The organism is Streptococcus ruminantium, from assembly GCF_003609975.1.
GTDB lineage: Bacteria > Bacillota > Bacilli > Lactobacillales > Streptococcaceae > Streptococcus > Streptococcus ruminantium.
Map to the genome: position 1 here is coordinate 639820 of NZ_AP018400.1, position 13442 is coordinate 653261.

The 13442-nt window shown below is 40.5% G+C and carries 11 protein-coding genes; 9 read left to right on the top strand and 2 right to left on the bottom strand.

What is annotated here, in order from left to right; all coding sequences use genetic code 11:
• The first annotated feature begins 31 nt into the window (after positions 1 to 31).
• Positions 32 to 1420 carry an amino acid permease gene (locus tag SR187_RS03175; RefSeq protein WP_120171486.1) on the top strand — a complete coding sequence of 463 codons (1389 nt, stop codon included), beginning with the start codon at positions 32 to 34 and terminating at the stop codon, positions 1418 to 1420.
• A gap of 110 nt (positions 1421 to 1530) precedes the next feature.
• Here the strand turns inward: SR187_RS03175 and SR187_RS03180 are convergent, their stop codons facing one another.
• A complete protein-coding gene (locus tag SR187_RS03180) occupies positions 1531 to 2400 on the bottom strand; it encodes a CPBP family intramembrane glutamic endopeptidase (protein ID WP_120171487.1) in 870 nt (289 codons plus the stop codon).
• 224 nt (positions 2401 to 2624) lie between these two features.
• Between SR187_RS03180 and SR187_RS03185 the strand changes: the two genes are divergently transcribed.
• Positions 2625 to 3227 (top strand): DUF3885 domain-containing protein, encoded by a 603-nt coding sequence (locus SR187_RS03185; protein ID WP_227985557.1) that lies wholly within the window; start codon positions 2625 to 2627, stop codon positions 3225 to 3227.
• Positions 3228 to 4040: 813 nt separating this feature from the next.
• Here the strand turns inward: SR187_RS03185 and SR187_RS03190 are convergent.
• A complete protein-coding gene (locus SR187_RS03190; RefSeq protein WP_024533046.1) occupies positions 4041 to 4637 on the bottom strand; it encodes a DUF1361 domain-containing protein in 597 nt (198 codons plus the stop codon).
• A gap of 251 nt (positions 4638 to 4888) precedes the next feature.
• On the opposite strand from SR187_RS03190, the gene metG reads away from it, so the two are divergent.
• From metG to SR187_RS03230, 7 genes are all read left to right on the top strand, one after another.
• Positions 4889 to 6892 carry a methionine--tRNA ligase gene (gene metG, locus SR187_RS03195; RefSeq protein WP_120171488.1) on the top strand — a complete coding sequence of 668 codons (2004 nt, stop codon included), beginning with the start codon at positions 4889 to 4891 and terminating at the stop codon, positions 6890 to 6892.
• Positions 6893 to 6956: 64 nt separating this feature from the next.
• Complete coding sequence (locus SR187_RS03200) at positions 6957 to 7895, top strand: competence protein CoiA (RefSeq protein ID WP_120171489.1); 939 nt, start codon at positions 6957 to 6959, stop codon at positions 7893 to 7895.
• Positions 7896 to 7967: 72 nt separating this feature from the next.
• Positions 7968 to 9770 (top strand): oligoendopeptidase F, encoded by a 1803-nt coding sequence (pepF, locus tag SR187_RS03205; RefSeq protein WP_120171490.1) that lies wholly within the window; start codon positions 7968 to 7970, stop codon positions 9768 to 9770.
• Between the two features lie 459 nt (positions 9771 to 10229).
• The gene (locus SR187_RS03215; RefSeq protein WP_024531732.1) at positions 10230 to 10778 is read left to right on the top strand and encodes a DUF6630 family protein; all 549 of its coding nucleotides are present in this window, start codon (positions 10230 to 10232) and stop codon (positions 10776 to 10778) included.
• 77 nt (positions 10779 to 10855) lie between these two features.
• On the top strand, positions 10856 to 11575 hold the full coding sequence (locus SR187_RS03220; RefSeq protein WP_024531731.1) for an O-methyltransferase: 720 nt from the start codon (positions 10856 to 10858) through the stop codon (positions 11573 to 11575).
• A 61-nt stretch (positions 11576 to 11636) separates the two neighbouring features.
• Positions 11637 to 12653: a peptidylprolyl isomerase gene (locus SR187_RS03225; RefSeq protein WP_120171491.1), complete on the top strand. Its 1017-nt coding sequence runs from the start codon at positions 11637 to 11639 to the stop codon at positions 12651 to 12653.
• Between the two features lie 200 nt (positions 12654 to 12853).
• Entirely contained in the window at positions 12854 to 13339 is a 486-nt protein-coding gene (locus SR187_RS03230) for an LURP-one-related/scramblase family protein (RefSeq protein WP_120171492.1), read from the top strand.
• Positions 13340 to 13442: the final 103 nt, after the last annotated feature.

A 13442-nucleotide genomic window follows, 5' to 3' on the forward strand; every position in this document is an offset into this window, starting at 1 on the left:
TATCGTTATTTTTACTAAAAAGGAGTAATTTGTGAATTTATTTAGAAAGAAACAAGCAGCGGCTCAAAGTAGCCAGATGCGTCGTCATCTGGGGTTAATAGATTTGGTATTACTAGGGATCGGTTCTATGGTTGGAACAGGGATTTTCACCGTGACTGGTCTAGCAGCGGCTCAGTATGCAGGACCAGCTCTGGTTATTTCTATTGTCATTGCAGCAATTTCTGTTGGGCTTACAGCGCTGTTTTATGCGGAGTTTGCTTCTCGTATCCCGACGAATGGGGGGGCTTATGGATACCTTTATGCTGTTTTCGGTGAATTTCCTGCCTGGATAGCTGGTTGGTTGACCATTATGGAGTTTTTGACAGCAGTATCTAGTGTTGCATCTGGTTGGGGGTCTTATCTAAAAGGTCTTTTGGCTAACTTTGGCCTTGCTATGCCAACAGCTTTAAATGGAACCTTCAACCCACAAGCAGGAACCTATATTGACCTCCTACCAGTATTGGTCCTAATCTTTGTAGTTGGAGTAGTTTTGCTTAATTCCAAGGCGGCTCTTCGCTTCAATTCAGCTTTAGTTGTTTTGAAATTCTCTGCTTTGGCTCTCTTTGTTTTAGCCGGTATCTTTTTTATAAAAGCTGAAAATTGGTCTAATTTTGCTCCATTTGGCTTTGGTGCAATCTACGGAGGAAAAGCTGGAATCATGGCTGGTGCTTCGTTGATGTTCTTTGCCTTTCTTGGTTTTGAATCTATTTCATTGGCGATTGATGAGGTCAAACGACCAGAGAAAAATGTTCCTAAGGGTGTTGTATTATCCTTATCCATTGTAACTATTCTTTATATTGTTGTGACGCTAGTCTTGACAGGTATGGTTCATTACACTAAGCTTGATGTCGCTGATGCAGTTGCCTTTGCTCTTCGTGAAGTTGGCTTAGGCTGGGCAGCGAGCTATGTGTCTGTTGTAGCCATCTTGACATTGATTACTGTATGTATTTCAATGACCTATGCACTTTCTCGTATGGTTTATTCTATCAGTCGAGATGGTCTTTTGCCAAAATCACTGAGTCAGTTGACACAAACGAGCAAGGTTCCAAAAAATGCGACTATTTTAGTTGGAATCTTTGCAGCTATCTGTGCAGGAGTTTTTCCACTGGCAAGTATCGCTTCCTTCCTAAACATCTGCACTCTGGCTTATCTCATCATGTTGGCTCTTGGCATCATCCGCTTGCGTCAAGTGGAAGGTCTACCTAAGCAGGGACAATTTAAGACACCGCTGGTACCTCTCTTACCGATTTTGTCTATCGTCATCTGTCTTTCTTTCATGTTTCAATATGATTTGAACACATGGATGGCATTTGGTTTTGCTTTGGTCGTTGGGATACTTATTTATATCCTTTATGGTTACAAGCATTCGGAAGCTAAGTGATGCAACTCCCAGTGTTGAATAACTAAAAAGACTGTCAGCTATTTTCAGTAGCGAACAGTCTTTTTAGTTATTCTATTTTCTTTACCGCAAAAATGAGTTGTAGCGGTGTTTTATTTTGCTTTATTTTTGAAATAGAGATCGTAAATCAGCCAAGCGATCATCACACCTTGTACAAGAAGACTAATAACAGAACCTTCCACTCCAAACTGCCCACCGGATAGCCACTCAGGACCTTTGGTATTGACTTCCAAAAAGGCTGCACCAGTATCCGATCCGCTAACTGGAAAGGCAAAGACATTCCCTTGGAAACAATTCCAAGCAGCGTGAATACCACTGATAACCCAGATATTACCTGTTTTTAGCATGATTAGGCAGGTTAGAACCCCAAATAAGAACAGATCCACTAGGGAGATGAAGGAGATAGCGTTGTTACCGAGGTGTATAGCAGCGAAAAAGAGTGAGGAGGCTATTATTCCGACAGGGATATTATGTTTGGCTGAAAGGGATGGAAACATCCAACCGCGAACGAGGATCTCTTCTGTCGTACCTTGGATAGACCAAGCTATCATGATGATGAGGAATTGGGCGAGAAGAGTCGGAGTAAAGTTGACCTTACTGATGGTAACAGCACCGACTGCCATGAGTAAGAAGGTACAGGTTATCAGCATAGCCGCTCCAATTCCCCAGCCTTTAAGAAAGTCACGAGAAGCTCCCTTTTTTCGGAATCCTAGTCCTAGCCAGGGACTTCTTTCAATGGCTCTCGCCCAAAGTAGAACTGCTAGGCTGATAAAGATAAAGCTAAATAATTCGAGAACATGACCCGTAAATGCGCTAGACGGTAGCAATCTTCTTATAGGAGTAAATACCATGCTACCGACAGTTTCGCCGATAATGAGTAAGATGAATCCTACGATTGGTGAGAAAATCAAGTTGAGATTAAAGTACGACTTATTTTTTTCATGTATAAATTCTGCTTTCATTCGTTTTTCCTTTCAGATACAATTTAAACTAGTCTACCATATTTTCTTTTGAAACACTAGTTTGCTGCTAGAGTGCAAAATAAAAATCAAGGAAAAACGATAAAATAAAGTGGAAGATAGAATGGAGATTTGTCAGAGCAAGCTCATATTCATCGTTTTGATTTTTCTAAGAATATGAGGAAATATGGTACAATAGTAAAAAAGGATGGAGGAAACAGATGCAAATGAACGAGTGGATTAAGCAATTTCAATTGGAAAACAATCACTTACTAGGTCCATTTTTTTATGGTACGCCTCTTGCTCTGCGTTTTGAGATTGGGCCATCTGGTGAGATGTCTCATCCACTTTACCTGGATAGAGCTTATGAGCGAGCAATAAGACTTTTGGAACAGGCTAGCTCTAATTATGATTACTTACTGTTATCTTTATTGCGGGAGGAAGATAGAAATGTGGAGGTCTCTCTTCGGCATTTTACATCAAGGTTTGGCTTTGAGGCACCACCTCAGCCAGAACTGTTTGAGATAGTGGGTCCAGTGGGAGAACTGCTCATCTTTGAACGCTACCTTTTTCCAATCTCCACTCAAAACCTAAAAGATATAATCAAAGAAATTGTTTGGGCAGATTTTGGTGGTTTTGCCTATCTATCAGCATCTGTCCTCTTGCTTTCGACTTGTGATAATGTCATCTACCATTGCTATGATGATAGGGGAGTTGATATTGCAGTGCTAAATCATCAAAAGCGTCACGAGCTTTTTCATGGTTGTCATGATCTGCTCTTTGATTATGATATGGAGGAAATGATGAGAAGGATGGATAGCAATATGTGAAGGGTGAGATTCAAGTTTTTGAGGGTCTAGTTTGGAGCGCTGCCTGCTGTCTTATCTAGCAGTATTAGAAAATAGAACAGCTGGTTTACTCTATCAAGAACTAGGATATTTTAATATAAGCAGAGCAGGCTAAGATTGAATGTGCTAAAGCTCATTTTAGGGCATTGAAGGAGCAGGAGTTGATAGCTGATGACCGAATTTACGATGTAGTTGACTCCTATGAGAAACTTCTTGAGATAGTGAAAGGATAGGATGAACTGGTACCAAGCGTACTACTAGAACATTTGGTTTTCGACAGTCTTTAGACATACAGTTCATACCCTTTGAAAGTCAAACTTGGATTTTGTTAACTCGGTCTGGCGCATTTCTATTCTATCAGTACCCGTTCTCCATTTTATTTGAATTTTTGCTATCTATATTATGTAATTATTCATCGGAAAGCGCTATCGTTTTTAATGAAGATGGAGATAGTGTGTTAAGACCAAACTTAAATAGACTAAATATCGAATGGAAAAACGGATTAAAATGGGGTACACCAGATGGTAATATGCTGGTTCATATACTGTAAGAAATTTTGTTTCTAACTGGTATGCTCCTGTTTACTGGTAAGGCACCCCATAAGATAGCGTTTATTATGGAATAACCAAATAATAAGAGGCTAGAATAAAAGTCTAAGTTCATATACAAAAAAACGAATAAGATTAGATTTCTGTTACTCAGAGGTCAAACTTATTCGTTTTTTTATTTAAAAGGAATTATAAAATGTTCCAAGCTCTTTTCTTCAATCTGAACAGCTATTTGAACTGTTTCCTTTTAATATTCATCAGCAGAAAAGACTAGAACCATAATTTGAAGGATGGTGAATCCTGAGATGAAAGGAAGAGCTGCCCAAGATATAGCCGCTATCATTTCATTGACAACTGTTATTGGTCGGGTAAAGATGTCCCAAGAATTTAATCTGGCATAGCGACCGATATGGATAGCAATACTGGATAGGAGGGATAGCGTACAAAATATGAGTAGGCGTATCCAGTAGGCCTTGATGGAAAATGCAGAAAAGATCAGTTTTAGACTTTCTACACCAGCCATTACTCCAAAGAGAATACTAGGAACATAGAGCATGAAGAGAATCATGCTTTCACGTTCCCATAGGACAGTACTGGTGAAGTGCATGTGTGTAATATCTGTTACCATATAGAATGTGTTAGGATAAAAGAAGAGCCATAGGATGGCAGCGAACAATTTTAGAATATTTTGTTTGCTACAGTTAGCAAGGACTGCCAAATCAAAGGCAACCAAAGCCAAAAACATATTCCAAATTAAATTTGGTCTTTGCAGATTATAACGAATCATACCTGCCGATAAGACTAGGAAAAAGAAGTGGATGAAAAGATTCTTTTTTGTGAACATTGGTTACCTTCTTTCTTTTTTATTGAGTGTCTAGTATAGCATATTTTGACGGAATGTAGTACTTGTAAGCATTTTGTGATTTTATTAAAATGTGATAGAATAGGACAATGGAAATAGAAGGTTTCACTAGTCGAGAAAGAAATTCAGGAGTCCTGAGCTAGTCAGGTCTATCGTCGTGCGACGAGGCTATTGATGGGACACAAGAAAATCTATACACCGATAGGTAGCTATTTTGAAAGGAAGATAAATACATGACAAAAAGACCATTTTACATTACAACGCCGATTTACTATCCATCCGGCAAGCTCCACATTGGCTCTGCCTACACGACTATTGCCTGTGATGTTTTAGCTCGTTATAAGCGCTTGATGGGTCATGCAGTCTTCTACTTGACCGGTCTTGATGAGCATGGTCAAAAAATAGAAACCAAGGCTGCTGAGGCCGGTTTGAGTCCGCAGTCTTATGTTGATGGCATGGCAGAGGGTGTTAAGGAACTTTGGAAGCTCCTTGATATTTCCTATGACAAATTTATCCGTACAACAGATGATTACCATGAAAAAGTTGTTGCAGACGTTTTTGAGCGATTGCTGGCACAAGATGATATTTACTTGGGTGAGTACTCAGGCTGGTATTCTGTATCAGACGAAGAATTTTTCACTGAAAGCCAATTAGCAGAGGTCTTTCGAGATGAATCCGGCAAGGTAACAGGTGGTATTGCTCCGAGCGGCCATGAGGTAGCCTGGGTATCAGAAGAGTCTTACTTCCTCCGCCTTAGCAAGTATCAAGATAAGCTAGTAGAGTTCTTTGAGAAGCATCCAGACTTTATCCAGCCTGATGGTCGTCTCAATGAAATCATGAAGAACTTTATCGAGCCAGGTCTGGAAGATTTGGCTGTTTCCCGAACGACCTTCAGTTGGGGAGTGCCAGTGCTGAGCGACCCTAAGCATGTAGTCTATGTTTGGATTGATGCCCTGCTCAACTATGCGACTGCCCTTGGCTATGGTCAGGACGACCACGCCAACTACGATAAGTTCTGGAATGGTACGGTCTTCCATATGGTTGGTAAGGATATTCTCCGTTTCCACTCTATCTACTGGCCAGTCCTCCTGATGATGTTGGATATGAAGTTACCCGATCGTTTGATTGCTCACGGTTGGTTCGTCATGAAAGATGGCAAGATGTCTAAGTCCAAAGGCAATGTGGTTTATCCAGAAATGTTGGTTGAGCGCTTTGGTCTTGACCCCCTCCGCTACTACCTCATGCGCAGTTTACCTGTCGGATCTGACGGGACTTTCACGCCTGAGGACTATGTTGGTCGAATCAATTATGAACTAGCAAATGACCTCGGCAATCTCCTCAATCGTACGGTTGCCATGATTAACAAGTACTTCGGTGGTAGCCTGCCTAACTTCAAGGCTGGTGTAACAGCTTTTGATGCTGATTTGGAAGAAATGGCAGAGCAGTCTATCCAAGACTATCATAAACACATGGAATCTGTTGATTATCCACGTGCCCTTGAGACAGTTTGGAATTTGATTGCCCGCACCAACAAGTACATTGATGAAACAGCCCCTTGGATCCTAGCTAAAGAAGACGGCGATAAGGAACAACTGGCTAGTGTCATGGCACATTTGGCGGCAAGTCTTCGTGTGGTGGCGCACCTCATTCAACCATTTATGATGGCGACGTCACATGCAATCATGGAACAACTAGGCATGGGTAATGTGACCTCGCTTGAAACTCTTAAATTTGCTGATCTTCCAAATGACTTGACAGTGATTGCCAAGGGGACTCCTATCTTTCCACGTCTTGATATGGAAGAAGAAATCGCCTATATCAAAGCTCAAATGGGTGGAAGCTCTGCTATTTCCCAAGAGGAGAAAAAAGACTGGGATCCAGCTAGCGTGGAACTCAAAAATCAGAAAGAAACGATCCAATTTGAAGACTTTGACAAGGTAGAAATCCGCGTAGCAGAGGTCAAAGAAGTTTCAAAAGTTAAGGGCTCAGATAAATTGCTTAAATTCCGCCTAGATGCTGGTGACGGTGAAGATCGCCAAATCCTGTCTGGTATTGCCAAATATTATCCAAATGAGCAAGAATTGGTCGGTAAAAAAGTTCAAATCGTAGCTAACCTAAAGCCGCGCAAGATGATGGGCTTGCTCAGTCAAGGGATGATCCTTTCAGCAGAGTACAATGATCATTTAACCCTTTTGACAGTGGATTCATCTGTACCAAATGGCAGTCAAATTGGATAAACTATGGAACACTCAGATTAACTGGGTGTTTTTTTACGAACTAATAGAGAAAGGAGGTCGTCTTATGCTTGTTGCTATCAATGAAAACGGCTTGTTGTTTAATCTTTTAGAAAATCCTGCGCCGCAAGGCTCATTCAACTGTCCAGGCTGTGGTGGTCCTGTACGATATAAATCCGGAAAAGTTCTGCGTTCGCACTTTGCTCACGTTACCCTGCGGGATTGTCATTACTTCTCCGAGAATGAGTCTGCCCAGCACCTATCGCTCAAGTCTTATCTGTATAACTGGTTGATTGAACACAATAAGGTAGAGCTTGAAAAATGTTTACCAAACTTGGGACAGGTCGCAGATCTATTTGTCAATAATCATCTGGCCCTAGAAGTCCAGTGTTCTAGTCTATCTCTTTCATGTTTGCAAGAACGAACAAGTTCTTATCATAAGTCAGGTTTTCAGGTATTGTGGCTGCTAGGAAAAGACCTCTGGCTTAAAGACAGGCTTTCCAAACTACATAAGCAATTTCTCTCCTTCAGTCTTAATATGGGGTTTTACTTATGGGAATTGGATGATGAAAAGCAGGAATTGCGACTTCATTATCTCATTCATGAAGATCTGCGTGGTAGGGTGCATTCCCTGACCAAGAGATTTGCATTTGGTCAGGGAAACCTGTTAGATATTTTGCGGCTACCTTTCACCAAGCAGAGTCTATCTAGGATGACCTGTCCGATAGACAATCATCTACCTCAATATATCGCCCAGCAGCTTTATTATAAATCTCCTAAATGGTTGACTCTACAGGCTGAAGCTTATTGCCAAGGTGACAATCTACTAACAAAGACCGCTCTGGATTGGTATCCCCACATCCGCCTTCCAAGCTCTGCTATTGGCTTTGCCCAAATCAGAAAAAATCTAGCTCCAATCTACCAAGCTTTTGATAGATTTTATAAAAAAACGAAAGCTCAGAAGGAACAAGTCCTGTATTCACCGGCCTACTACTGCCAGAAATAGGGCATTCTCTCTTACTTTCCGTTGGAAAGGGGGACTTTTTTGTGTTAGAATAGGATTCACGGAGGAATTACTATGTCAAAACAACGTCATGAGATTGAAGAAAAATATCAGTGGGATCTAACCACTATTTTCCCAACAGATGAAGCTTGGGAGGAAGAATATATTGCCCTACAGACTGAAACAGAAAAGACAAAAGATTTTGCAGGACATTTGTTGGACTCTGCTAAAAGTCTTTTAGAGATTAGCGAGACCCAGCTTGGTTTGATGCGCCGTATCGAAAAACTGTATGTTTATGCTTCTATGAAGAACGACCAAGATACTCGTGAAGGGAAATACCAAGAATTTCAAGCCAAAGCTATCAGCCTCTATTCTGCTTTTTCACAAGCTTTTGCCTTTTACGAGCCAGAATTTATGGCGATTACAGAAGAGCAGTTGAAGGCTTTCAAGGCTGAGGAACCAGCCTTGATTCAATACAATCACCAATTTGAAAAGCTGTTAGCCGCAAAAGATCATGTTCTATCTCAAGAAGTAGAAGAAGTTCTAGCTGCAACCAGTGAAATTTTTGAATCCCCAGCAGAAACCTTCTCGGTCTTAGATAATGCCAGTTTGCGTTTCCCTGAAATCGCAGATGAAGATGGCAATCTAGTACCTCTGTCGCACGGTAATTACATCCATTTTATGGAGTCTAAAAATCGTGAAGTTCGTCAGGAAGCTTATGAAGCCATGTACGGAACCTATGAGCAATTCCAGCATACCTATGCAAAGACACTTCAGTCCAATGTTAAGGTCAATAACTTGAAAGCTCGTTTGCGTAAGTACGATTCGGCTCGCCACGCAGCACTTGCAGCTAATTTTATTCCAGAATCTGTCTATGATACATTGGTATCAGCTGTCAATAAGCACCTTCCTCTCCTGCATCGTTATATCAACTTGCGTAAGAAACTCTTGGGAATTGATGACCTCAAGATGTACGATATGTACGCACCCTTGTCCGATTTTAGTACAAAGATTTCTTATGAGGATGCACTCAAAAAATGTCAAGAAACGTTGGAAATTTTTGGTGAAGACTACTCAACTATTGTTAAAGAAGCCTTTGAAAATCGCTGGATTGATGTTCATGTCAACGAAGGAAAGCGTTCAGGAGCTTATTCAGGTGGCGCCTATGATACCAATGCCTTCATGTTGCTCAATTGGCAGGACAACTTGGATAACATGTTTACTTTGATTCACGAAACAGGTCACTCCCTTCATTCCATGCTGACTCGTAGAACCCAGCCTTATGTCTATGGACATTACACTCTCTTCTTGGCAGAAATTGCCTCAACTACCAACGAGAACCTCCTCACTGAAAAGCTCTTGGCAGAAGTGAAGGACGATAAGGAGCGCTTTGCAATCCTCAACCACTATTTGGATGGTTTCCGTGGCACGGTATTCCGTCAGACTCAATTTGCTGAGTTTGAACAAGCTATCTATAAAGCTGACCAAGAAGGGCAGGTTTTGACTGCTGACTTCCTCAATGAGTTGTACGGTAAGATGAATGAGAAATATTATGGACTTTCTGCGGAAGACAATCCTGAAATCCAGTATGAATGGGCACGCATTCCGCACTTCTATTACAATTTCTATGTTTACCAGTATGCGACGGGCTTTGCAGCGGCATCAGCCCTTGCCAATAAGATTGTCAATGGAAGCCCAGAAGACAAGGAAAACTACCTAAATTATCTGAAGGCTGGTAGTTCCGATTATTCTCTAAATGTTATCGCCAAAGCTGGTGTGGATATGACTAAAGAAGACTACCTAAATGACGCTTTCAAGGTCTTTGAAGCTCGCTTGGAGGAACTTGAAGAGCTTGTCGAAAGAGGAGTACATCTCTAAGTCATACTCTCCTATAAACGCTTGAGTGTGATTCCTACTCTGTTTAGTCTAGTTTTGGTACTGATTGGTATCGGAAGTTTGATAAAGTCGGAGCTATCAATAGAAAATGTTGTTTTTTTACTACTGATGCAACCACTCCTAGTCTATTCTTACGTGTTGAGAAAACAAAATGCAGTCTTTGGCTTAACAACTGAATATTTAGAACTACAAAGTCAGATTTGGGACCAAGGCAACGTATTCCCTTGGGAGAGATCGGAAAGATTCGTCACTGTGCGTATCCCCTCTATCGTGGATACCAATCAAGAAGGTTGCGTCTTGTAGGAAATACAGGAACTCTACTTGTGGAAGTTAATTTGAACAAACTGGATGGAGCAGACTTCAATGAAATCTATCATTTTATAGAGCGGGTAGCCCCGCATGTGCAATGGGATTTTTTAAATCAATAAATTAGGAGGTAGTATGCTGACAGAAGAGCAATTACAGGATATTTTTGAACTAGCTGATCTGCTGTCAAATGGCAATAGAGATTTATTTATCCAACTAAGAGAAATCGTTTTTTCCAAGGATCCGAATGACATCCTTGACTCTATCGAGCAGACTCTTGAACCAGATTCATTTGACGATTTTTTGGATCGTGTTGGAGAGTCTGAAACAGAGAACCTTTGGCTGATTTTGACAAAGTTGCTAGAACACTTAAACTATATCTGTGTTTACAATCATCGCGATGAATTGCAAGAGTTTGTCCACTCGTTTGACCGTCTTCAGCAGGTCCGTAATACAGGGATTTCCCTTCAGCTTGATTCGGAGGGATTGAATGTAGCAGACTCTATGCCTAAATGGGCAGCAGTTATTGATCGTAAATATGCTAGTGAAGGCTACTGTCTCGGAGCGATTGATATGGATACAGAGAGTCATTATCTATTCTTTGCTAAAGTTTCTATTTTCAATCGTCTGCGAGAGTTGGCGAATAATATCGGTTATCGAATAGATTATGCAAAATATATGTAAACTAAAAGGCAGGGGATTCCTGTCTTTTTGGTATGTATGAGAAGAAATTATTAGTAGCTTATGTTATAATGAAGCTTATGGTTCAATCATATTCTAAGAACGCAAACCACAACATGCGCCGTCCTATTGTCAAAGAGGAAATTGTGGAATTTATGCGGACACGTCAGGCGCAGAATACAGGATTTTTAAAGGAATTAGAAGAATTTGCACGTAGAGAGAATATCCCGGTCATCCCTCACGAAACAGTTGCCTACTTTCGCTTGCTTATGCAGACCCTGCAACCCAAACGTATTTTAGAAATTGGTACAGCTATCGGTTTTTCAGCCTTGTTAATGGCTGAAAATAGTCCTCACTCACAGATTACGACCATTGATCGCAATGAAGAAATGATTGGGTTTGCCAAGGAAAACTTTGCTAAGTATGACAGCCGGCAACAGATTGAGTTGCTAGAAGGTGAAGCGATGGATATTTTACCAAACCTATCAGATGACACTTATGATTTTGTCTTTATGGATTCTGCTAAATCCAAATACATCGTATTCTTGCCAGAAGTTCTAAAAAAGGTGAAGGTGGGTGGTTTGATTGTAGTGGATGATATTTTCCAAGGAGGAGATATTGCCAAGGAGATAACGGAAGTGCGACGTGGGCAACGGACTATTTATAAAGGCTTGCAGCGCTTGTTCAATGCGACCTTAGATAATCCGGGTTTGACTGCTAGTCTGGTTTCTATGAGTGATGGTCTTCTTATGTTGCGAAAAAATATTGACAATGTTGTTTTAAATATTGAAGAATTTTAAGAAGTTTTTAAGCTTTTGTGTTATAATGAAAGGGTTAATTAAGAAAAGGAGAGAGTTTCTAATGAAGAAAACTAAAAAGATTCTTGCAGGCGCAGCAACCCTTTTTGCGGCTGTAACACTTGCTGCTTGTTCAAGTGCAGCAGATAAAGACATTATTACCATGAAAGGAAAACGAATCACTGTATCTCAGTTTTATGAGAAGGTAAAAACAAATCCTCAGGCTCAACAAGTTTTGCTATCAATGATTATTAGTAATGTGTTTGAGAATCAATATGGTGATAAGGTTTCTGCTGATGAAGTCAATAAAGAATACGAAGCAAAGGCAGCGCAGTTTGGAGATTCATTTGCAAACGCTCTTTCTTCTGCCGGGCTAACGACAGAAACATATAAGGCACAATTGCGTACAGATAAGTTGGTTAAGTATGCTATCCAACAAGCGACTGAAAAAGAACTAACGGATGAAGTTTATAAAAAGGCTTATGACGCTTACACTCCGGAAGTTACTGCGCGTATCATCAAGTTGACAGATGAGGCTAAGGCAAAGGAAGTTTTAGCAGCAGCACAAGCTCAGGGAGCAGATTTTGCTAAGTTGGCGAAAGAAAATTCAACTGATACTGCTACGAAGGACAATGGTGGTGAAATTAAGTTTGATTCAACATCAACAACAGTCCCTGCTGAAGTCCAAAAAGCGGTTTTTGCTCTTGATGCAGGTCAGGTGGGTGCTTCAGTCGTTTCATCAGTTGATATGAAAACATATAAAACTAGCTACTATGTTGTGAAGTTAGAAGCTAAAACAGAAAAATCTGCTAAATGGGAAGATTACAAGGATAAGTTGAAAGAAATCGTTTTGACTCAAAACCAAAATAATCCGACCTTTGTTGCAAAAGTTTTGAAAGAAGGACTACAAAGTGCGAATGTTAAAGTGAAGGATCCTGCTTTCCAAAGCCTCCTTTCAAAATACGTGACAACAGAAGGAAGTAGTTCGTCATCAACTCAAAGTTCTTCGTCAACTCAAAGTTCTTCGTCAACTCAGAGTTCTTCATCAACAAAAGAATCTTCTAGTTCATCAGGTCAGTAATTGGATGTTTATTAAGAATGGGTATTTCATCACTTAGTTTCAGAAAATTGGCGGTTGCTGCGAGCCATCTAAGCGAAATATCCTGCTACTTAATATCTACAACAGAATACAAAATGAGAATGACAAGTCATTGAATGAAGGTGGTACCGCGGTTTTTCGCCCTTCGTTTGGTTTCTTGTCATTTTTTTGGAGAGAGGATTATGAAACAATTCCAGGTGAAACAACGATTTACCTTTGGAGGTGAAAAGTTTGAGATTCGCGATAATCATGAACGACTTGCTTATCAGGTTGAGGGGAGTTTTCTTGAAATTCCCAAGCGTTTTTTTATAACCGATGCGCAAGGAGATAAAGTTTGCCAGATTACAAAGGCATTTTTGACCTTTTTACCCCGATTTACGATCGAAATGACCAACGGACATTCTTTCCATGTGCGTAAGGAATTGACTTTTTTCAAAGACCGTTATACAGTTGAGAATTTAGGTCTGCTACTAGAGGGGAATATTTGGGATTTACATTTTCGATTGAGAAGTTCGGAAGGTCAGCTGGTAGCTGAAATATCCAAGGAGCTTTTTCATCTGACTTCGCACTATAAAGTGATAGTCATGGATGATAATTACGCAGATTTGGTTATTTCCCTAGTCGTGGCCCTAGACTATGTCGAAATGATGGAAAGTACTTCCAGTTAGTGTCCTTTCACTCGTTTAATAAGGTTCTGCCAAAATTATGGTACGCCTAACAACTGTGTAAAAAAGATAAAGTGTTCTAAAGAATACACTTTTTCTTCTCTCC